Source organism: Legionella pneumophila subsp. pascullei (genome assembly GCF_900637585.1).
GTDB lineage: Bacteria > Pseudomonadota > Gammaproteobacteria > Legionellales > Legionellaceae > Legionella > Legionella pascullei.
In genome coordinates this window covers 324,668-348,011 of sequence record NZ_LR134380.1, presented here as the reverse complement: position 1 = coordinate 348,011, position 23,344 = coordinate 324,668, and the positions used below count along the sequence as shown (strand labels likewise).

The window sequence follows — 23,344 nt, the reverse complement described above, 5'->3', positions numbered from 1 at the left end:
ATTATAGACGCCATATAAATTACACTGTAATCATAAGGTTTTGGTCGTGTAAATCTTTCTCATCATAATCCATCACATCCACATCCATGACCTCGACATCCATTGGTTCTAAATTCAAATTTCTCCCTCTCCGTCTGGCTTCCATAAAGAAACCATAGTTTGCTTCACCTGAACAATGATAAATAACTTTCGGCTTACGATCTTCTATAGCCTGTTCGAGCTCACGCATCAATTTCATACCACTATGGTGAAGTTGGTACACATCGTCCGTTTGCAGTTCTTCTATAAGCGCCGGTTTCGGATTTTCATCCGTATTTTCTTCCATGTGTGGAATATCAAGATTTGTAAAAATTTTGGAAGTATAACCACCAATTGACTTGGCTTTTACCAAAGTACAATTCATTTCTCTCAACTTCCAGGAGAGGTCATCAAACACAGCTGGACTTGAGCACTCACTTTTTACCACTTCAATCTCGGAAAGCATTTCAACAATTCTCTCATTTTGAAAAGGAGATAATTTGAAAACCGCTTGATTTTCTGATAGCGTCGATTCAACAAAACTTACCAGAGGTTCTGAATTCTTATCTTTATGAAACTGCTTGGCAATAGGGCCACCATGAGTTGTGATAAGTTCATCATACTCTCTTAAGAGAGTCGTGTATTCAAATATGCTTTGTGGTAGATAAACATTCTTCATGTACTCATAGTAGGGCTTTGACCAGGAGGTTGATTCTTGTTGCATACGATTGAGCAATTGATTATGTTCTAAATCCAACTGGCGTAACTTATCCTGAATTCTTTCAAAATCACTGACCGAGTTATCGTAAGAATCTTTAGTATATATCTGAACCGTAAGCAGTGATGGTAATGCGGGTATCAAAGTGGTTTTGAATTTTCTTTTTAAATCAGTGTGTGCATTGTATGTCGTTGAGAGATTGAATAATCGCTTAAATTTTTCTTCACAATCTTTAAAAATCAAGCGGCTCTCGGAACTCAATTTCTTCCAATCAATGGAGTTAGTGAGATTATTGGATATTAGTCCCGTATAAATTGCTCCTGCACCAAACAAATCCCCTTTAAGATAGCAAAAATTCATTAGTTGAATATACATATCATAATAAAAAACCCGCAGAGTAGGATCTTCTTGCTGCATCACAGAGAAATTAATCAACGCAGATAAATTGTTAAAGTAATCACTCATCCTATCGATATTTTCAAATGTCTCTCGCGAATCTCCAGATTTCTTTTCCTTAAAATAAATGAGTTCTTCTCTGGGAATTTTGGTAAGTAATAAGCGAGAATGATCCCTTATGGATTCGCTTAAATTATCTAAAAATTGCTGAACTTGTAATGTAATCGCAGTTCTGTCTTTTTTACCATGTTTATAAATTTGCTCGAAAAGATTATTGAGATCATTTTCCATCTCGCGGTATGCATTGCTATCTAAAATTTTAGGCATATTGATTTCTCTATTATTAAAACAATACAATTAATGGCAATAAAATACTTTTATTTTTCAAAAAGTAAAAATATTATACTGAAATTCCTTTTGAGGTCAATCTTTGGTCAAAAAATGAAATTAATCCCTTGGGATTTGCATCAATACGCTCGTATTGAAATGACAAAATTATACTGTCCTGAGCTAAACGAGATTCGATGATTATCTCAACCAGCGCTTACACTAACCAAACTTTGACTAGAGAGCTCATGGTGGTATATATCTTCCTTAGAGCAAAATGGCTCTTTTATTTCAGGTGCCGTGCTAAAAAACCTATGTTGATGGGATAATATATGTCCGGATTCGGTGTATCCTGTTGTTCTTGCCCACTCTTTTTTCAGGGGAGGCTTCATTTGCTGAGGAGTAGTTAAATCTACTTTTTTATTAGTTCCTGTCGATTCCAGCCGAGTATTATATTTCTTTTCGAAACCCTTTTCTGCCTCATGGAGATGACCAGAGCATAAAGCAGGCGATGTTTTTTTAGCATAAGCCCCTTTTTCGGATAGGTACTCAATTAATTTATCGGCATTACCATCCTCCCAACTGAGGCCGGATGTTAACGGACCATCTTCATTATCTTCATGATGTAATAACACAATTTTATCATCCATAATGGGCATTGCCATTTGTTCCATGACACTTAAACCTCCTCCGCGGATAACCACACAATTACTCCTGGTCATTATCGGTGCCATTTCAACATCAGATTGATTCCCGAGAAGAATAATTTTCCTACGTATCTCATCACGCCTTGAGGCTGGGTACGAGTTGATGATCTGATCGATGCGTTTGGCAATGGAATCATTAAGCCCACCGAAAAGAAAAATATGATCATACCCTTGATTCAATAAATACTTCGCATAATCAGCGGAAGCATTTGCTGCCAGAGAACCTATCATGATGGAAGCAATTTTAGCATGCGGTTTGATTGTAATTGTTTCTTTACCATCCAGTACTGGCAGTGCATTTTGTTTTTCCTTTTTATAAACATTAAAGTGCAAATCAAATGCTTGGCTCTTATCCAGATATTTTGTCAATGAAGGGTCTTTAAAGGCATTGCGAATCATTGGGTTATTACGTGGATCAATATTATGAACCGCTTTAAAGCCTTGTTCTTTACCAAAATGCGCCTCTTTAAATGGTTCGCTCATATTAACTGCATGTATCTCCATCAATTGCCTTTGCTCTGTTGTGAGTTCCTCCAAATTATTCATAAAATGAATACAACCCAATGAAGGTAAATCGGTCATATACTGATCAATAGTAATAGGCTGATAGGCGGTTCCTCTTTCAGCATTGTATACAGGCAAAAATACCGTATTGTAGTATTTAACGGCATCACAAATAGCTCCCAAAGAAAGCGCCTGTGTGGAAATTAATCTTGTGTAAGGGGTATTCTGTTTCGCCGCACGCATAAGGCGTTGTAATATATTTTGATAAACTATATTCCTGTTATCCTCTTCAACATGCCCCTTGAAGCTTATCATCGTTTGAATGTCTTCAATACTGGAAGTCAAGTGAGTGGCATTATTGAATGCTGTGTATTCGTATCCTTCAGGATAAATATCCAACAGCATGTCCACATAGGGACGAGTTCTGCCTGTTTCAATTCCATTTTCTTTTTTAGTTTCGCTCTGCTGTATTTTGGACATTTGATCCCAAAATATGGTGGAACTTGGTAAAACGGGATATCCTATAAACCTCATAACTCCTTTCAGTATGTCCTCCAGAATAGGAAGAGAGGAAAACCAAACACCAATACGAACCAGAACAGATGTAATTGAGAAGGATTTGTTTTTGTAGAGTTCTGCCTGATGCTGTGTAATTACAATATTATCTGATTTACTTTGTAAGTCATTAATGATGCCATGAGTGGCGGAGATATGACCTGTTCCTCCACTGCTGGCAATAATTAAGGGACGCACTTTGTCTTTAGATGGTTGCGGTGTAACCCCATCTAAATCCTTCCCCATCTCTTTTGCCAAAGCAACTGGTCGGGCGGTACGATCCAATTGAAATTTTTCCCGCAAGCGGTCAAGGAAATAATCGTGATTGGTATATTCCTCTCTATGCCCAAGCTCTGCAACCAAATCTTGTCGGGAAATAAAATGCGGGCCTTTGTACTTTGGATTTTTTAAAACACTTTGACTTGGCTTGAAATGGTGAGAAAACTGATCATCACACAGAATTTGTTTTTCTTCCTCAGTCAGTGGCTGATCAGTGGATAATTTGTATAAAATAGAATTAATTTGAGAGTCAACCAACGACGCAATGGAACAGAAGCGATCGTGAACGACGCCATCATACAAGCCATTGTCTTTATCCCGAACAACAGAATACATTTTATCCTGGGCAGGTATTCTATTCCAGGCTTTGGCAACATCAACTGGCCATCCTGCCAGCCAAATTAAAGGAGTGAGTAAAGCATAAACTACACCAGCCAGTACAAAACGACCGTAAGTTAATGGATTCCACCAATTTGCTGTTTGCAATTCAGGGACAATAAAACCAAATACTAAAGCGGAAAGTGAGGTAAAAGAGCGCTCATTATTCAACTTGACGTTCATGCCCTTCTCATGAAGTTTTGCGGCAGCTATTGTTGCTACCGCCCCACCTATACACATACCATCAAGGCAGATGTTCTTAGGGTTAGCGCCAAGGCTAATTAATCTTTGAACCTGAGCCAGAATATCGTCGACAAGATTATTTTCCGTCCACACAAGACCGCGACTGTAGTCCACGCCTCTGTAATTAAAACTGATGGCGGTGGCACCTAGATTTTTTGCTGTATAGTTTAAATCCTTTATCCAATTAATGAAATTTTGATCTCGCGCAATACAAGTAATAATAAATTTGCGCTCTCCCATAGATTTTTGTTCTTCCTCTTCACCGGTGACTTGTACTGAATCCAATTCACTTCCATCAGGAGTTTTTAAGGTGAAAAATTCAATATTAGGTTTGCGTTTTGTTGTATATGAAACATGACCGTATTTTTCATGCAGTTGTTCATAAACATAGCCTCTCATTTTAGGATCAAGGAACTCCAACCCTTTGAGATGAATTTTCGACCAATCGAATGCTCTGCCTTCGCAATATTTTTGGTTTGATTTGCCTTGGACAAGCGCATCAATCTCAGCAAGCAAATTGTTCACATGACTGATATCATTCTCATTATCGTAATGTAATCTTGTACGTAATCTTGGTGTTACAAAAGGAAGAGCCGCAATGGTATTGGCTATTTTAATCAGGGTGTCATTAAACCATTTGTGAGGGGGACGTTTTTTGAAATTAATGACAACAATATCATCCTCTGGACGATTGCTTGTTTTAGTAAGATGTATTAAACGTTGTTGTGGAACATTATTAGGATTTAATGCCACATGAGTAATATTTCGTGCCAGAAAAAAAGAAACGATCCAACCAGGTAGTCTAAATGGGGCTTTCAGAATATCCAGTATATGTTGCCAGAATGTTCTTTTTTCTTTTTCAAGACTGTAGTAATTGTATTTTTTATGCATATTAACTTCTAAAAATTAAATAAACCAAAGTGGCACTATTCATTGCAATCCTATCGGCTTGATAGAAATAAGCAAACAAATAGTAAAAATTGTGCGCATTTTATCATGTTTTATGACAATTACACAATCAGAAAAATAGACCTTTAGGGTTATTACCATATTGTTCTAAAATTGCTATGCAAAGTATGGGATTGTGTTTTTCAAGTTTAAAAAACATTGCAAGATCCTCTAGTTAATGATTTTTCTGAGTATTCTAACAAAGTAACATGAAGAATTTATTAACAGATATGCCTAATTTGCGACATGACGAGGTCTTTCATAACCGGACATCTCTCTCTAAAAACACATGTGCTCCTGAACTTTTTTGATTTGAACTCAGACCTGCTATAATGACATAAAATACTTGCGTTTATTGTTACTTTGCAAAAAAATCAATAAATCTTCGTATCTTAGGCTGCAAATATCGGCTTGCCTGATAATAGAGGTACACCGATAAATTGGACTCCCGAAATTCAGGCAAAATCTCAATGAGGCGTCCATCTTGTAACGCTTCAGCCACTATGTATTCATGTAATTTGATAATTCCCATCCCTAGCATGGCACACTCACTCAAGGCACGACTGTCATTGAGCCATAATACAGGTTCAACATAAATCTGCTCGTCACCTTTAAAGGTAAGCAAATTATCAGGATTTCGCATGCTATGAGTGATATAGCGATGCTTCGCAAGATCGGAGGGTATTTTCGGAATACCATTGTTTGCCAGATAATCTGGTGATGCACAAAGCACATATCGTGTTGTAGAAACTCGCTTACGCACCAACTCTGGTGGACCCTCCATAGAAACACCAAAAAGCACATCAACGCTTTCCTGGGCTAAATCAGGAAATCTTTCTGCCAATTCAATTTTAATCTGCAATTTTGGATTTAAATCCATAAACTCAGGCAAATAAGGGAGGAGATATCTCATAGCAAAATAACGACTACTGGTGACATTTAATATGCCCACCGCTTCATTATGGCTATTAGCAATCGCTATGTCTGCCTCATTTAATTCCAAAAGAGCCTTTTTGCACTGCTGATAATAGCGAGCTCCAATGTCAGTTAATGATAATTTTCTCGTTGTTCTCACCAACAGCTCAGCTTTGAGCTCGGCTTCAAGACGAGCAATCTGCCTGCTAACAGCGGCTGTAGATACCCCAATCTTTCTTGCGGCTGCTGCAAAACCATGTTCTTCAACAACAGCGATAAAGTAAGTAATTCGATCAAATTTACTCATGATTTCAATTTAATTATTGCAATATAGTTAACAAATATTAACTAATTATGATATTGTTAATTATTTTGTCAATAATTATACTGCTCTTAACAGTTAATCATTAAACATATTTTTATCATGTATCCAAAAACCAAACTTTCTTTTATTACTTTATTGTTGTTAATTTCTTTTGCTTCCGTGAATGCGGTCTTATTTACACCGGCATTGCCCAACATCACTGTATTTTTTGGGATCACAGAACATGCGGCACAGCAGACTATTACCAGTTTTTTGATTGGTTACGCCTTAGGGCAACTTATTTATGGCCCTATGGCGAATCGCTATGGAAGAAAAAGAACATTGTATGTCGGTATTAGCTTGCAAATTATAAGCAGTATTTTATGTGTATTGGCCGGAATGTTTGCCATGTATTCACTACTTGTTTTAGGACGGTTTCTATTGGCCCTAGGTTCCGGCGTAGGACTGAAAATGACTTTCACTTTAGTTAATGAATCCTATGCGCCCAAATTAGCCGCACAAAAAACCTCCTATCTAATGCTGGCTTTTGCAATAGCACCCGGTTTGAGTGTTGCGCTTGGAGGCATTTTAAACTCCCATTATGGTTGGGAAAGTTGCTTTTATGCAGGTATTGTTTATGGGTTCATCCTGCTTGTGATGGTCAGACAGCTTCCTGAAACACAAAAAAGTCTTCAACTCGATGCCTTTCAAATTAAGCATCTTCTTCATGGATATGTAAGTCAATTTAAAAACAAGTCATTAATTTCTGGAGGAGCACTAATGGGTGGCGCTTCTTGTTTTGTCTACCTTTTTGCAGCGACGGCACCGTTTATTGCAATCAATTTGCTAGGAATGAGTACAGCAGAGTATGGCCTTGCCAATATTTTACCCTCCTTAGGTCTTACCCTGGGCTCAGTCCTATCTGCTCAATTTGCAAAAAAATACTCGCAACGTGCAGGAATCCAATTAGGCATTTCAATCTCAGGCTTTGCAGCACTGACTATGATGATGGCCGCATTGACTCATTATTCAGCGCTTATCAAGCTATTTCTTCCTATGATATTCTTATATTTGGGACTATCCTTTATTTTTGCAAATGCTTCGACATTTGCCATGAACCACACTTCCGATAAAGCCCATGGCTCTGCGGTAATGAACTTCATCAATATGGGATTGGTTACAGTGGTTATCCTGGGATCAAGCTTACTGCCAATGTCACAATATTTATTGCCAGCAATTTACATTATTCTATGCATTTTAATGATGGGATTATTCTTTTCTTTCATAAAAAGTAATGAAATAATTTCTACTATCGACAGGAACAAGGAATCATGATGAGTATACAATTGAATCATACTATAGTGTGGGTAAAAGATCGTGATAAATCGGCTCACTTCCTTACAGAGATTTTAGGCTTGCCTGAAGCAATTCCATATGGCCCATTTCTTGTGGTTGAGATGAGTAACCAGGTAAGCCTTGATTTCTGTAAAACAAATAAAGAAATTACCCCTCAACATTATGCCTTTTTAGTAACAGAAACTGAATTTGATGACATTTTTAAGAGAATTAGTGAACTTAAAGTAGACTATTGGGCTGACCCGGGACAAACCCGATTAGGTCAGATAAATTATAATGATGGGGGGCGAGGATTATATTTTGAAGACCCCAATGGGCACCTTCTTGAAATCATTACGAAACCTTATGGCAGCGGATCTTAAAATACGCCGGGGGATTTCATTCGACATCAAATTGCAAATTTGAACTATCAATTAGGTTAATACCTTGCTTGATAAATTCGTTTTTTATTTTTATGAAATCATCCTTCACAAGCGCTTGAGTTGCATCCTCAATTAAACTACAGTGAAATCCCCCACTGAGGGCATCTTTAATTGTAAAATAAACACAAATGTCAGCACACAAACCACAAAAATAAAGTTCTTTAGCGCCTTTTTCGCGCAGATAACCGGCCAGTCCGGTAGTTTTCTGGTGCAAATTATCATAAAAACCACTGTAGCTATCTATATTGGGGTCAGTTCCTTTTCGAAAAATGGCTTCAATAGGATTAGTATGCAATTGCGGATGAAATTGAGCACCAATACTGCCCTGGACACAATGGTCAGGCCATAAAGTTTGTTCCATATCACCAAGCTTGATTTTTTCAAAAGGTTTCTTACCAGGATGATTGGAGGCGAAACTGATATGATTAGGGGGATGCCAATCTTGTGATGCAACAATCAGATCAAAATAGTGCAAAATGCTGTTAATGACAGGAACAATAGCATCACCATTCGGTACTCCCAGTGAGCCACCTGGCATGAAATCATTTTGAACGTCGAGAATGATCAAAGTCTTCATAAAATCACCTTGAGTGTTCTGCTATCAGCTGATCTCTCTTCATTTTAAGCTCGGTACTTAAACCTACTTTATAGATATGAGGATTAATAAAACGCTTATATTCCAAAGGCAATCTAGCAAAGCTTTGCTGGCTAAACCTGGCTATTTCTCCAAGTGATTTTTTAGGTAGCAAGCGTTTGCCGTTTTCCATCACTTTATGCAGTAATGCCTCTTGCTTATTGTGCTTTATCGAAAGCGATTTTAGAATTTCAAAAGGATGATGCATCATATCAATTTTTTTTTCCGTTTTGAGACAGACAACATCCGCACCTCGATAAGTCCCATCTTTTTCGAGTACCCTGTATACTTGCTTTTGATAAGGAATAGTAATCTTTGCAGGGGTATCTGATAATTTAATACTAGGTTGACCATTAACAAATGCCAATTTATAAACCCCATCAAGAGCCGCATCCGGAGCGCCAATCGCAAGATTGGTTCCCACACCAAAAGCATCAATAGGTGCATCCTGCTCTAACAAATTTTTAATAACATACTCATCGAGTTGATTGGAAGCGGTAATAGCTACATAGTTTAAACCAGCCTCATCCAACATGTGGCGAGCTCTTTTGGCTAACCATGCCAAATCCCCACTATCCAAGCGAATGCCTTTAAGTCTATGCCCTCTCTTCTCCATTTCCTTAGCTATTTTGATTGCATTGGGAACACCACTTTGCAAGGTATTATAAGTATCTACTAGCAAGATGCAATTCTCTGGCCATGCTTCGGCATAATCAGAAAAAGCGTGTATCTCGCTATCGTAACTTTGGATAAAAGAATGAGCCATAGTACCCGATACAGGAATTGAATAATCACGCCCGGCTCTGACATTGCTTGTCGCATCAAATCCTCCAATTATGGCAGCACGACTTGCAAAATAACCTCCAGCACCCTGTGCTCTCCTTAATCCAAAATCAATTAAAATACGTTCACCGGCAACCTGCCTGATACGCCTGGCTTTTGTTGCAATAAGTGTCTGAAAATTAAGAATATTCAACAATAACGTTTCTATGATTTGCGCTTCAATCAAATTGGCTTCGATACTAACCACTGGCCGAGCAGGAAACACAACATCCCCTTCAAGCGACGCATACACCGCGCCATTGAACTTAAACTGCTTCAAATAGTTAATAAAATCAGGATGCATGTTCTGATGTTGTAAAAACTCAATATCTTGTTGTTCAAAGCGCAGTTGTTCCAGAACATCCAGTAAATCCTCCAGACCCGCGAAAATCGCATAGCCTCCTTTAAAAGGAAGAGCACGAAAAAAATAATCAAATGTCGCTATATGCTCATGATGCCCTTTTAAAAAATAAACTTGAGCCATAGCCAATTGATATTGATCAGTGTAGGTTCCTGTGATGTTTATCATGTATATCCTTGTCGATTGAATTGCATTTACTTTGACTATGCTTGGTATAAGTTAAACAATTTAATATTGGAAGGTACCCCACATCTAGTTCCTTTTACTCTTAAATAAAGACAAAATCGCTCTGGTGAGTTCCCTAAAAACTTGACGTACCACTTGTCTGAATAAGGTGTTTTTGCTTAAATTATTCAACACGGAGGGATTGTTTTCTTGCTGACTGGTTTGTTGTTTTGAACCTTGTCGCTCAGAGATTAGTTCCGCCAATTTCTCCTTCGCAGAGGGCGCATCTATCATTTGAGAATATTTAGCAAAAAGGGACGACTGATTCAGTAAAACCTTTAACTCATCGTTGTTTAAAGGCCCCATACGCGATTCAGGTGCTCTAATCATCGCATGAACTAAAGGCGTTGGTTGACCCTTGGCATCCAAAGCACTCACTAAAGCTTCCCCTATACTTAAAGTAGTGAGGAGTTGCTCAGTATTATAGTAATTGGATACTGGAAAATTCTGCGATACCAATTTTAAAGCCTTTCGATCTTTTGCAGTAAAAGCACGCAATGAGTGTTGGATTTTTAACCCCAATTGGCTTAAAACAACCTCTGGGATATCGTTAGGCGTTTGAGTACAAAATATCAAACCAATTCCTTTAGATCGGATTAACTTAACTATCGTTTCTATTAAATTAAGCAATGCTTTACTGGAATAATTAAAAATTAAATGCGCCTCGTCGATAAAGAGAACCAGCCGTGGTTTGTCCGGATCACCTAATTCCGGCATTTGGCGATAAACATCAGACAGCAATTTCAGCATAAAACTGGAAAATAATTTAGGTTTATCCTGCATGTTTAATAATCTTAGTATGGAAATAACACCATGGCCATTCGTATCCTTTCTCAGCAAGTCCTGAATGACAAAGGAAGGCTCACCAAAAAACTGCTTGCCTCCCTGAGACTCAAGCTCGATGATTTTACGAACAATAGTGCCAATAGATGTAGAAGCTATTCCGCCATATTGGGCAGCAATCAGCTGGTTGCCTCTTTCCGTTTGGGCAAATTGGAGCAAAGATTTAAAATCATCCAAATTAACCAAATTCAGTTGATTCGCCTTGGCATACTCAAATAATACAGTCACGACTCCTGCTTGAGTATCATTCAGATCCAGCATCAGCGAAAAAAGCAGGGGACCAAAATCATCAATTCTCGCACGTAATGGAACCCCCAGGTCTTCCGGAGTAAGCGTCAATAACTCTACCGGGAAACCTCGGGGAGTAAAATCGATATGTAACTGCTGGCCTCTCTCCACTAATTTAGTAGAAGTTTCACCTGGCATAGCCAAGCCAGAAACATCCCCCTTGATGTCCATCACTAAACTGGGCACTCCATTTAGGGATAATTGCTCAGCTAATACCTGCATGGTTTTCGTTTTACCCGTTCCGGTAGCACCTGCAATTAAACCATGTCGATTAAAAGCCTTTAACACTAAGTGAATAGGCGTTTCAGAGAGTAACTGACCATTTAAGACAATCCCGCCCAATTTTAAAGAGGGTAGTTCAATAGATGCATAAGGCTTCCATAGATCATCATACATAATGCTTATCTTCTTGATAATAAGAGTTTTTAAAAGTATAGAGGATTCGTTTTGATTCACCAACTTTTAATCTGTCTTGAAGGAGCTTTAACATGACATCGGGCAGGATGTGTTGAAAGCAAATGCAAATGGCGCTATAAAAAAATAAGTTGCTCTTTGAGTAAATCCGCTTTTAATTTTTCAAACAAGTTACTGAACGTTTCACTAAATTGAAAATAAGGGTATTTTGTTTTCTCAAGTTGAGCCATTGAAATATTAAAAGGGATATAAGATTGTTTTGCCTGGAGACGTTGGAAAATTGGGCAAATCGCATCGGCTGCTTTGGCTATTTTTGCCTCAAGACTTTTTCTTTCCTCAAACTCATGCCATAAACTATCCAATTCTATCCCAAATGAAGGATAGACAGCACTTAGTTTTTCAAGCGCTTCCAATTCTACTTTTTCCTTATCCTTCCTTGCTTTTACATCAAAAGCCAAAACATCTCCAGCATAAATTTCAACGACATCATGGATAAGAACCAACTTCATAGTTTTTAATTCATCGACGTCTATAAATTCTCTTTTTAATTCATTCATGAGAATAAGGGTTATCATAGAGGCTGACCAGGAATGCTCTGCTGTGCTTTCTTTTCGTTGAGGATTGGTTATGGTATTGCGAAACACAAGCTTCAACTTATTTATTTCCATAATCAGTTGATACATCTTTTCAATTTTTTCCATGTCTTGATTCATTAAGCGCTCAAAAATAACCTATATTAATGGATTTTGATTTTATACTCATTTAAGTTCCTTTTGGCCTAAATTCACTTTTCTTTGCCCAAAGCAAAATCTGAATTATATATAGGGATAGAATTAAAACAAGACAAAAGCCAAGTAGGAGATTAGTTCTCCACGAGACACTCACAGTCTATTGGAAAACCCGGACTATTTAAAAATAGTTTGTCAATATCATTTAAGTCTCCTATTCTTAAACTATGTGAGGAAATTAATCGAATAAGGATGAGCATTGAAATGCATTCGTTTGAGTCAATCGCCATTGAATTTGATTTAAAAAATCATACTATGCAAAAAATTGCGATTGAGGATTTAAACATCGATTATCAGGATAAAGATAAAATTTATTGGGTACATAGCAATTTAAACCAAAAAAATATCTTTAAAAAATTGCGAGAGAAATTACGATTACCCGAACAAGTGACTCAATTGTGTGGAGAAAAAGACAATAGATCCACAACCATAGAGATCGATGAAGCACTCACATTGCAAATTCAAGGCTTGTGTTCAATGAAGTTGAATGACAATTGTGATGCTGATTTTGACAGTTTGATTATTCATCTCACATCCAATTATTGTTTTACCGCTTCTAAAACACTGTCTTCTGTCTTGTTTGACCTGTTAAAAAGCTGCCCAAAATCCTTACCCTATGCTAAAACATCTTGTTTTTTATTATTTTTGCTTCTAGAAGGAGTAATTAATGATTATGCCAAGATTCATTTGGCTTATGAAGAATTGGCCGATCAATTCGACGCGCAAGTTCGTACCACTAATAAAAACACCTATTCGCAAGTTTTGGAATTAAAGCATGGTGTGATGAAAATTAAGCGTTATACCATAGCGATAAGAGAAATATTAATGCGTCTCACAAGCCGAAATATTTTAGTCATCTCAGAGCAGTGTCGAACCTCTTTATATAATTTATCGAATCACTGCCACCTTATTGTCAATGAAGTCGATTCTCTTCGCGATATGCTAAATGGCTTATTAGGACAAATCGATAATCAGTTGATGCAAAACATGAATGAAACCATGAAAGTATTAACCGCCTTCGCTGCCATTTTTTTACCTTTAAGTTTAATTACCGGAATTTATGGGATGAATTTCTATTGGATACCTGAATTAGGTTGGAAATATGGCTACTTTTGGGCACTTGGATTGATCTTGGTGTGCGCTCTGGGATTGTTTTTAATTTTCAGAAAAAAGAAGTGGTTTTAGGTCGTTTCAGAGAACTACCCGACACTAAAATTTTCCCCCACCCCTTTGACTACCCGCCACACACATTCAGCGCCATGATAGCTAAGCGCCTGAATATCCGGTTGCGCAGGTCCATTAGCGGTGATAACAAACACACAGGCTTTTGATTGAAAACCCTGTTCTTCACTAACAGCCGTTAAAGTGTAAGCCAGGTTAAAATCGGCGTCTTTGCTGAATTTAAGGCCATAATGCAAAGGATTATCCTGAGTCAATCCTGATTCAGTAATTTCTGCACACGAAGGCTCAACAAATTGGCCATTCTGACTTATCATTTTTAAAGTGATTTTCCACGAACCCGATTTCGATGTCACTTCATGCCAGGTATGAGCTCCACATGCTCCAATTTGCTCAAAAGCGTATGCAGAATTTAAAACTATCCCAATCACCGATGTTAAAAAAATTCTTTTCATCATTTTCCCTTGTAAAAAAACACCAAATCACTTGTCCTTCATGAATTATTTCAACTTGAAAGCATGGTGTAATTCAAGTAAATGAGAACAATAATACAAACGAGAATTATTTGCAATTGCGCGACTGATTCTCAAAATTAATTCCTGATAATCCCTAAAATCAGCGATTTGCTTACTGCGTTATTAACTGATAAAAATAATACAACTATCATGTACATGGAAAGACCTTCAAAATGACCAATACAACAGACCTTTATCCACTTACTCCTCTAGCCGAAGCCCGTTGGAAAAGAATTCTAATCAATAAAATTGCAGTGCGAACTTTGAGTAAAATATCTTTTTTTATCATGATTGTAACTATTATGATAACTCCTTTTAATCCCTCTTATGCAACAGATAGCAAACGTAAACCAACGGTCATAACCGTCAGTGAGGAAGAATTCCAGGTCGATGGTAAAGGAGAAAAAACAAAGGAATTTAAACTGACTTTTACCCATCCGGACGGCACAAAGGACAACAAAGGTTACTTTGCCAATAAAGGAGATATGTTTCATGTTTTAGTTGAAAATAAAAGTGCATCACCAATAACGCTTCATTGGCATGGATTGATTGTCCCAAGCGATCAGGATGGGGTACCGAACGTGAGCCAAATCCTGATTCAACCGGGACAAAATAAATTATTTAACTACAGGTTATTGCAAGCCGGAACCTATTGGATGCACTCCCATCAAAAATTTCAAGAGCAAAAGCAACTTTCTGCCCCCCTGATTATTTATGATAAGGATGATCCGTATAAAGACTTACAAGAAGTCATCCTGTTTTTAGAGGATTTTACTTACAAGGATCCCCAATTACTATTTGACCAGTTAAGAAATGCTAAAATGGACATGAAGAAAATGGATTCTGGTAGCGACTTGAATGACGTGACCTACGATGCATTCCTCACCAACAAAAGAACATTGGCAGCACCTGATGTGATTTCAGTTCAGCCCTTAAAAAAAGTAAGATTACGAATCATCAATGCGTCTTCCTCCACCAATTTTAAAATTGATACCGGGAAACTATCAGCCACTTTGATTGCTGTTGATGGTGAAAACATTGAGCCTATTGTAGATAATTCTTTTCCTATTGGCGTTGGTAATCGTATGGATTTGATTGTTGAAATTCCGTCAACAGGAGGAGCATTCCCTATCAAAGCCCTGGCAGAAGGAACGAATAAACAAACTGGCTTAATACTAAAAACAGCCAATACACCTGAGCCACCACTATCGCCCAATACCAATAATAAAATGGGGCGTGTCAATTACTATGAATTGGAAAAAAAATTAAAAGGAAAAAACACTTTAGCCAGTAAAAAAATAAATGCTCGTTTGTACTATGTGCTTGATGGTCAAATGAATGGTTATATTTGGACCATGAATAATGAAAGCTGGCCTGATGTCTCGCCCAAAGTAATCCATTTCGGTGATCGTGTTGAAATGATCTATGAAAATAAATCCTCCATGTCGCACCCCATGCATTTCCATGGGCATGTCTTTCAAGTGACGGAAATTGATGGCCAGCCACTAAATGGAGCTATGCGTGACACTGTGTTAGTCCAACCGCATTCAACAGTGAAAGTACAGTTTGATGCGCTAAACCCCGGCCTCTGGGCTAACCACTGCCATAATTTGTATCATTTAAATGCAGGAATGTTTACAACGTTTGAATATCAACATTATCCAAAACCAGATTTTTATTTAAAAACAATAGGGCAATCTAAAAGTAAAAATTAAAGGCTAAATATAAGCTCCAACATACATTGCTCGCATAGAGATCTATGCCCTTACTTATGACGCAGCAATTAATTGTTTTACTTTTTTAACGAAAGTTGGTCCAGGATCCGTTTTATCAGTTTGATAATTTGGATCTTTCTCCAACCACAAAGCCGTTCCCTTGAACCGTAAATATTCATTATGACCAATAACATGTTTTATTTGCGGGTATTTGTTCTTAAGATAGCACACAAGAAAGGCATTTGCCTTGGCTTGGTCCTCAGTCAAATCGTCTTTACTATCAACACCGCCAATATTCTCAATACCAATAGCATAATAATTCAAGCCAATCACATGCCTTGCCATCCATGTTTCTGGCATCAGTTGATAAATAGTTCCATCCCTATCGACTAAAAAATGGCTTGATACATTTAAATCCCCGGGCAATTCATTTCGTCTTGGCGAACTGGTGGGTAAAGCGGGGGGATCAAATATGCGGAAAGTAGTATCGAGGCTTGGTATACAAGTCCAATGCAATACAATCATTTTAGGCTCAATTTCTATCGACTCGGAATCAATACCATAATGAGTAAGCTGATATTCCCGAGTTAAGACAATCCGTTTTTTATCAAACTGGATGGGCTTTTGAATGATGGCCTGTGGATCATGGCAAGAAAACGCATGCCCAGAAGCACTAATGACCGCAAATAATAGAGATATAATAATTTTCATATTAGAACAAAGTTTATCATAAGAAATAACTTGTAAAAACAAAGAGGCAAATTTTTCCCCCTGCCTTTCAAGCTCATAATGAACTTCAAAACAGAGAAAATCTGCCTTATCAGAATTTTTCTTATTCATTCTCATGAACCAACAATAACAGTCCACCTCCAATGAGAAAAAAAGGAATAAGAATAACCATACCCAAACGCTGACTGTCAGTTAATGCAGTGATTGTACTAACCAGGAAAGGCCCTAAAAAACTGGTTGCTTTACCAGAAAAAGAGTAAAAACCATACATCCGCGTCATCTCTTCGGGTTTTGCCAAACGTGCCAAAAAAGTACGACTGGCAGCCTGGACAGGACCAACAAAAATACCAAACACCGGTGCAAAAAACCAAAATAACGCATTTGAGTGGATGGTTAACAGAAAACAAAAAGTAAGTGTCAGGCACGTTAAAGCAATCAGTATAGTTTTTTTAGAGCCTATCCAATCATCAAACCAGGCGAATAATCCCGCGCCAAGACCTGCAGTAATATTTAAAATGATCCCAAACACCATAATATCTCTGATACTCAAGTGAAAGTTACCAGCCGCATAAATACCGCCTAGTGCCAATATGGAGTTCAACCCATCGATATAAAAAATTCTGGCTATTAAAAATAAGAACAGATCACGTTGTTTAGGCAGACTTTTTATTGTTAACCACAATTCTTGCAGACCTTTCCTAATCGCAGTCCCCACTGCCAAATGCTCCCCTGTTTTCTCTTGCACCATTAAAAACAAAGGCAAGCTAAACAAGCTAATCCACAAAGCTACAAATACAGTGACAGCACGAATATTGGCAAAATTCTCTGTCCCAAACCACAGTCCACCAAGTTCAATTTTCACAAAAACAAATAAGGATATAATCAGACACAGCAATCCTCCGAGATAACCACAACCCCAAGCCCATCCAGAAATCCGTCCCAGATAGTTTTCTGGAGCTAAATTTGCCAAAAAGGAATTATAAAATACAGTCCCTACTTCCAAGGCAAAATTGCTAATCAGAATACAAGTTAAAACCAAAGGAATGGAATGACTGTCAGGATAGGCAAACCACAAACAAGCTGTTGAAATAACCCCCAAATAAGTAAAAAAGAATAGCCAGGATTTATGATGCCCACTAAAATCAGCTATTGCGCCAACGATAGGACTCACCAGAGCAATGAGCAAAGCAGACAGCGAAATCGTATAACCCCACAATTCTGTTCCCAGGATAGGATTAGGGGCAATGTGACTTGTGAAATAGGTTGCAAAGACAAATGTAAATATCACCACAAAATAGGAGGAATTCGCAAAATCGTAGAATGCCCAGGCAATCACTTGCTTAACATCTCTTGGTTTCAAATCCTTTTGGCCGCTCATATTCTTCCCAATCTCCGTTCAATATTCTTCATAACTCCAATCGTCTATTTCTTAGGTAGTGAGTTTATGATGTTTTTTTAAGTTTCTTTCTTTAAAATAGGACTGATACAATAGATTAGTTATAGGACTTAAGCAAAACTCCAAGACCGAGACAAATAATGTTTTTAACAAAGAAATTGGAGGGGGGCGTAAGTCCTGAGTTACAAAAGGTAAGTCTAATCTATAATCCGGATTTTATTAATATCATGAGTTTTTTATGTCAGATGTATTGAACAATTACTACCTACAGACTATGGGAATTGAAGTCTGGGTGATGCGTAAATCAACTCCTTCTTGTGAAAAGCATCTAGCAGATTTAGCGGATGAGGTGGCATCCTGTGTACGTTGTTCTCTGCATAACACACGTACCCAAACTGTTTTTTCTCGTGGAAATCCAAAAGCAAAACTAATGATTATCGGTGAAGCGCCTGGTTTTTATGAGGACCAGAAAGGACAACCTTTTGTAGGAAAGGCTGGCTTTTTATTAAACAAGATGATACGTAGCATTGAAATGACAGAGAATGACATCTACATTGCCAATGTTTTGAAATGCCGGCCCCCTAATAATCGTGATCCAGCTCTTGAGGAAATTTCTCAATGCAGTTCATTCCTGACCCGCCAAATTAAACTCATTAAACCACACTTAATCCTTGCGTTAGGGCGTTTCGCCGGACAATTTTTACTGGATAAACCACTGCCCCTGAAGCAGCTGCGTAATTGTATTCACTACTATGACAATACTCCTTTTATCGTAAGCTATCACCCCGCCTATCTTTTACGCAACCCATCGGATAAGAAAAAAGCCTATATTGATTTGTTAGCTGTGAAAAAATTTCTGGTGGATTACAAGCAATAAACTGTTTACTCATTTTGCTTAGATGCAAAAATACTGTTTAACAGGAGATTGATATAAGAGAACCCGATAGAAAATGGCTGATAAATCACCATCTTCTACCAGAAAACACGATCCAGACTTTACATGGCATGCTGAACTGCTGTTCTGGTTTCTGCAGTTTCTTCATTGCCAAGTTTTTCAAGCTCCTTAAAATTAAAACGATGATTAAGGACATCAACAGCATTGGCGATACCTGGGATTGTAGAAGGAAGCGAAGTGACAGCCTTAAACAAAGCATCAAATCCCCTATACGTATTTAACGCCATAGCAACTGCCTTTACAGATTCAGGCGCTTGTTTACACATTAAAGTAATAGCAGTCAGTGCGTGAATAGAGATATCAATAACGTATTCAGAGGGATCAGCCTCAGGATTACTCCACAAGCTATACAATACTGCCAAGCCTGTAAGCCCGTTATAAACGACAGCAAAATTTCTCAGAGTGATGTATTGTTTGTAATCACTAAAAAAACCAAACATAGAGTATTCCTTTCAAAATAAAACGTATCTAATGTGACTTAATAGTCTTCGTACCATTTTGGCCGCAAAAGCATAGCACTATTTTATAGCTGATGAAAATAATTTGATTTTAAGGTATTACTTATCAATACAACTCACATTATTCCACGGCTATTGGCCAATATGAATAAGCCCTGCTGTACACACTATATCAACTCAATATCAAACTCACCGTCTTCCCAGGTTAGTGGGCCACACGCTATATCCAAGTCCGCTTTGGCATTTTGCGAAACAGGTAATCCACCAATAATTTGCGCGGCCAGCAGCGGCTTCATATCACTTGTTGCGGTGTTCACTGTTTGAACATAGAAAAAATGTTTCCATGGGCCAGTGGGAATATTGTTTACACCTAATGTGCCGCTATATATACAACCATAACGAAGCAGAATAAACACCCGCTCCAACAATTTCTCATCGTCACGTTGTTTCACTATGGTCAGCAAATCCTGGAAAATCTGATTTTTTTGCGCAAACACTGGCTCATGCAGAACAACTGGAAAAGCACGATCCTCCGTCGTTGGTGTAAGAATGGCAACAGGGTGATAACGATCACAACGGCATCGCTTTGGGTTAATTACAGCAGCCATCGTATTCGTACGACGCGCTGGCGAGGAGGCATTGTTAGAGTCCATTGTGGCTACCAGGTCAAGATTGATACTTGAAGCCACATTAGGATAATGAGTTATATCGTCCAATTCCCTAGGGGTAATGGGTTGGCGATCGTCCCTGGCCTGTGATGCAGGAGCACACTCGTCCGGCAATATTAATCCAAAAATACGAATAGTATCTCCAGGGTGATAAATTTTTTTGTCCGTAATTAATAATTTATCGCGCAAAACATGAGGATTCTTTTTTTCTTCACTGACACTGAATGTTTTAATACCCACATCCGTATGGCGCTCATAATCCCATGATGTCTTTACTTTAAACGGCGTTCCTGGAATAGGTAATTCAGGATAATCCATTTTAACTTTTTGAGTTTCAAATAATGTTTTAGAACCTGTAGGGGACATTGTCGCTTCCTGGCCTCGCCTTGTCGGATCAATTTCATCGCTTAAAGCAGCGGCAACAGCTGCTGCTACAGCAGCCCCAGCCAACACAGTGCCAACAGTAGTATTTGGGGTATCCAGCCTGATAAAATGGATAGGTAAGCAAACATCCAATTGAAACCCTACTTCCACTGAATCGTCCAATAATACTGGCGAAGGCTGTATAGTATCCGTACCAGGAGAGGCATCAAGAACATGTTGATTGCTAAGAAAGAGGCGTTCACCAGTGGTTCGATCAAATACTGTGGCGCCATAAGTGCCGTAATGAAATGGCTTGCTTCCTACTCCAATCGCAATACCTCCTTTGAGTGGATCATGACTATCCCCTCTAGAACCGGAAGCTGCAGCCGGGCGGATGGGAGATAACTGAATAACGTCAGTACTCACCCCATTAATTTTTTCAGGAATGGGGGTTATTTGCTGGTTTTGCAGCTCAGCCATAGGAAGTTTCTTTTCGACAAAAAACTGAATGGCAATGGTGTTAAAATCGAGTTCCCCCCCTTGCTCTTTGTAGCCATAGCCTATCGCTGTAATGTTAGGAGTTTGTAACCATTTTCCCCGAATTCTGCTAATCGTTTTTTTTGCTTTTTCCTGAGCCGCGATAATTTCGGGAGCTTCCACGGCTTTGCCAAGCTCAATCACATCAACAGGAATACCCTTTATAGTTTGAGGCAAGGGCTTCTCTCCCCGTTTCTTTAATTCATTGGATGAGCGCTTTTTACGTACCGTAACAATAATTGCAGGCTCCCCTGTAATTTTGCCTTTGCGACGCTCGGGTCCTACACCAACCATGACCACATCAGGATATTGCAACAACATTTGTTTATGTTCGGAAGCAATATCAAGAATCTTGTCGAGTTTTTGAAAAAATTCCCTTTTCATTTTCGTACTTCCTTGTCATTAAAATCGTAAGTTAAGCACGTCAATCACAGAGCGTATCGGATTAGCGAAAGCCCGATTATCACTGGAGTCTGTTGGGCTGCCGTAATTTAAGGCGACTGGACGCGCTGTTGCCAGATCAACCCATACCGATCCCGAATCACCAGGATCGGAGAGTGTTTGTGGAACCGCAGCAAGCTCACTGATAACTACTTCGTTAGTGTAAGTAACGGTACCTGAAAGCGTATCATGCTCATCATAGGGTATGCTGACGGACGTTCCTAGAGTACTGACAAATCCTCTGGTTGTGGCACTGGTAGCCCCTGATTTCCAGACGACGTTACCCAAAACAGGGTCAAGCGTGCCAAAATAACTCCCTGCTACTGTGCGATCAAGCTGAATAATACTGTCTAATGTGGTGATTGGGCTGCCGTTGTTAATATCATTGCTCTGAGCATCCAGTTGTCCCAGATCAACCCCTCGTGAGCCATTGAGATTGCTTACTGCCGCATCAACCAGATTGGTTGGAGCATCCCCATTGCGGACAACCTGCCCAATGATGTATTGGTTATCTTCTGAAGCATAAACATAATCATAAATGACTGAAGCGATAGCCAGTATAATCGCCAAGATGATCAAGACTACTTTCCACCAGGGATCTTCGAAAGCAAGAGGACCAAACTGACCAATGTAAGCCGGGTTAGGGACTACCTTATATTCAAAATCCAGCGGTAACCAGAATACAGGTTTCACTCGGCACCAGCCATCAACACCAGTCCCATCATCCCAACCTCCCGGCCTGCCATCGCCATCACTACAAGGACAACACTCACAATCACCAGTTGGGTGTTCACAACATTGATCCAAAATCGCCTTAAGATGACAAATATCGATGTCTTTTCCATCTAATAGCTGTTTTAAAAGCTTACGTAATAAATCATTACCTTGCTCCTTGCACCAACGTTCCTTGTCTTTACTGTTTTGCCAAAAACCACGGCTTACCTTATTCAGCCATTTCGACATCCCTTTTATGCCTCCTCCATGCTGTTTAAGACATTTCTTCAATTCCTGAGCTGCTTTTGTAGCTCCTTTGCGGTCAATGGCAATTTTGTTAAGTTTCAGGTGTAAAGTACCTTCGGGAATCGCGGTTATCAATTCCTTGGTTACAGGATCATAACTGGAGCGACTAATGAAAATTTTTTTATTAACTATTCGTGTTGGCTCATCATAGCGTGGATCATAAGCATCACGCTGAGCCACAAAACCAATGTCAGGTTTGGATGGATTGGCATTACTGACATCCAACTTGAAGTAAATTGTTATTTCCTCATTGATTTTTAGATCAGGGACTCTCACAAAACCACCATCCATGATTTGTCCCAAACTTTCTTGTTCCTGTGGTGTCCAACTATCAATTACTATAATGCCCGCAGCAGACAATGCCGAACGACTCGCAGGTGCAATACCAATTTTCATCCCAGTAGCTGGAAAACTACTTTGCCAATCAAAAAACCAGGTATTTTTAATTCGCACTCCCATGTATTGTATCCCCTGGCTAGCATCAAAAATGCCGTCAGGAAACATAGCAAGGGAGCCTCTATCAAGGGCATAAGGTCTTTGTGTTACTTCAAAAGGAGCGTCAAGATGCTCAAAACGGACTTGCAAATCATCGTAATCGCCATCTCGTTGGTTTGGAAAATTGTCATCCGCTGAAACAAATTTTACAACAACCAATGGGCTCGTCATTCCTACGGAACTGATGACGGCACTCTCCTGCCATCCTGAACCAGCATTGTTATTCCACTGGAGCTCAACCCAACCGTCTTCAAAAACGAAGCTGTTGCCAACCACACCATTGTAACTGCCATTCCCGCTTATGGCGCCTCCAACCACGACACGTTGACTAAAACCAGCCTCACGTTTGGTAACGGTCGCACGCCATTTTCCTTCAAATGGAATTTTCATATGACCTCCTTGTCATGCAACTATGAAATTCACATTTT

At 38.8% G+C, this 23,344-nt stretch carries 17 protein-coding genes and 1 pseudogene; 5 read left to right on the top strand and 13 right to left on the bottom strand.

All coding sequences use genetic code 11. From position 1 onward, the window contains the following. Positions 1-19: 19 nt before the first annotated feature. The 3 genes and pseudogenes from EL201_RS01490 to EL201_RS01480 form a co-directional block, all read right to left on the bottom strand. A pseudogene (locus EL201_RS01490) lies at positions 20-1,520 on the bottom strand (RasGEF domain-containing protein). Between the two features lie 145 nt (positions 1,521-1,665). Then, the gene (gene sdbA, locus EL201_RS01485) at positions 1,666-5,016 is read right to left on the bottom strand and encodes a Dot/Icm T4SS effector SdbA (RefSeq protein WP_027223386.1); all 3,351 of its coding nucleotides are present in this window, start codon (positions 5,014-5,016) and stop codon (positions 1,666-1,668) included. Positions 5,017-5,431: 415 nt separating this feature from the next. Continuing rightward, a complete protein-coding gene (locus EL201_RS01480; RefSeq protein WP_027223385.1) occupies positions 5,432-6,295 on the bottom strand; it encodes a LysR family transcriptional regulator in 864 nt (287 codons plus the stop codon). A 117-nt stretch (positions 6,296-6,412) separates the two neighbouring features. On the opposite strand from EL201_RS01480, the gene EL201_RS01475 reads away from it, so the two are divergent. Together EL201_RS01475 and EL201_RS01470 are read left to right on the top strand one after the other, a co-directional pair. Further along, positions 6,413-7,627, top strand: a complete 1,215-nt coding sequence (locus tag EL201_RS01475; RefSeq protein WP_027223384.1) for an MFS transporter — start codon at positions 6,413-6,415, stop codon at positions 7,625-7,627. Then, on the top strand, positions 7,627-8,010 hold the full coding sequence (locus EL201_RS01470; protein ID WP_027223383.1) for a VOC family protein: 384 nt from the start codon (positions 7,627-7,629) through the stop codon (positions 8,008-8,010). Before EL201_RS01475 ends, EL201_RS01470 begins: the two co-directional genes overlap by 1 nt. Before the next feature lie 16 nt (positions 8,011-8,026). Here EL201_RS01470 and pncA read toward each other — a convergent pair whose 3' ends face one another. The 4 genes from pncA to EL201_RS01450 all read right to left on the bottom strand — a co-directional run bounded on the left by pncA (position 8,027) and on the right by EL201_RS01450 (position 12,370). Next, positions 8,027-8,647: a bifunctional nicotinamidase/pyrazinamidase gene (gene pncA / locus EL201_RS01465; RefSeq protein ID WP_027223382.1), complete on the bottom strand. Its 621-nt coding sequence runs from the start codon at positions 8,645-8,647 to the stop codon at positions 8,027-8,029. 4 nt (positions 8,648-8,651) lie between these two features. Continuing rightward, positions 8,652-10,055 (bottom strand): nicotinate phosphoribosyltransferase, encoded by a 1,404-nt coding sequence (locus EL201_RS01460; RefSeq protein ID WP_027223381.1) that lies wholly within the window; start codon positions 10,053-10,055, stop codon positions 8,652-8,654. 84 nt (positions 10,056-10,139) lie between these two features. Continuing rightward, positions 10,140-11,639: a helicase HerA-like domain-containing protein gene (locus EL201_RS01455; protein WP_027223380.1), complete on the bottom strand. Its 1,500-nt coding sequence runs from the start codon at positions 11,637-11,639 to the stop codon at positions 10,140-10,142. 134 nt (positions 11,640-11,773) lie between these two features. After that, positions 11,774-12,370, bottom strand: coding sequence for an HD domain-containing protein (locus tag EL201_RS01450; protein WP_027223379.1), 597 nt, complete (start codon positions 12,368-12,370; stop codon positions 11,774-11,776). Between the two features lie 279 nt (positions 12,371-12,649). Between EL201_RS01450 and EL201_RS01445 the strand changes: the two genes are divergently transcribed. Continuing rightward, positions 12,650-13,630 carry a magnesium transporter CorA family protein gene (locus tag EL201_RS01445; protein ID WP_027223378.1) on the top strand — a complete coding sequence of 327 codons (981 nt, stop codon included), beginning with the start codon at positions 12,650-12,652 and terminating at the stop codon, positions 13,628-13,630. Between the two features lie 14 nt (positions 13,631-13,644). Here the strand turns inward: EL201_RS01445 and EL201_RS01440 are convergent, their stop codons facing one another. Next, on the bottom strand, positions 13,645-14,079 hold the full coding sequence (locus EL201_RS01440; protein ID WP_027223377.1) for a hypothetical protein: 435 nt from the start codon (positions 14,077-14,079) through the stop codon (positions 13,645-13,647). A gap of 233 nt (positions 14,080-14,312) precedes the next feature. Between EL201_RS01440 and EL201_RS01435 the strand changes: the two genes are divergently transcribed. After that, on the top strand, positions 14,313-15,854 hold the full coding sequence (locus EL201_RS01435; protein ID WP_027223376.1) for a multicopper oxidase family protein: 1,542 nt from the start codon (positions 14,313-14,315) through the stop codon (positions 15,852-15,854). 54 nt (positions 15,855-15,908) lie between these two features. Here EL201_RS01435 and EL201_RS01430 read toward each other — a convergent pair whose 3' ends face one another. Continuing rightward, positions 15,909-16,565: a peptidoglycan recognition protein family protein gene (locus EL201_RS01430; protein WP_027223375.1), complete on the bottom strand. Its 657-nt coding sequence runs from the start codon at positions 16,563-16,565 to the stop codon at positions 15,909-15,911. 121 nt (positions 16,566-16,686) lie between these two features. Beyond that, positions 16,687-17,961 (bottom strand): MFS transporter, encoded by a 1,275-nt coding sequence (locus EL201_RS01425; RefSeq protein ID WP_027223374.1) that lies wholly within the window; start codon positions 17,959-17,961, stop codon positions 16,687-16,689. 256 nt (positions 17,962-18,217) lie between these two features. Between EL201_RS01425 and EL201_RS01420 the strand changes: the two genes are divergently transcribed. Continuing rightward, a complete protein-coding gene (locus tag EL201_RS01420; RefSeq protein WP_027223373.1) occupies positions 18,218-18,856 on the top strand; it encodes a uracil-DNA glycosylase in 639 nt (212 codons plus the stop codon). Positions 18,857-18,975: 119 nt separating this feature from the next. Here EL201_RS01420 and EL201_RS01415 read toward each other — a convergent pair whose 3' ends face one another. From EL201_RS01415 to EL201_RS01405, 3 genes are all read right to left on the bottom strand, one after another. Further along, positions 18,976-19,374 (bottom strand): lpg0260 family Dot/Icm T4SS effector, encoded by a 399-nt coding sequence (locus EL201_RS01415; RefSeq protein WP_027223372.1) that lies wholly within the window; start codon positions 19,372-19,374, stop codon positions 18,976-18,978. Between the two features lie 185 nt (positions 19,375-19,559). Then, the gene (locus tag EL201_RS01410; RefSeq protein WP_027223371.1) at positions 19,560-21,344 is read right to left on the bottom strand and encodes a hypothetical protein; all 1,785 of its coding nucleotides are present in this window, start codon (positions 21,342-21,344) and stop codon (positions 19,560-19,562) included. Positions 21,345-21,362: 18 nt separating this feature from the next. After that, entirely contained in the window at positions 21,363-23,306 is a 1,944-nt protein-coding gene (locus EL201_RS01405; protein WP_027223370.1) for a chymotrypsin family serine protease, read from the bottom strand. Positions 23,307-23,344 lie beyond the last annotated feature (38 nt).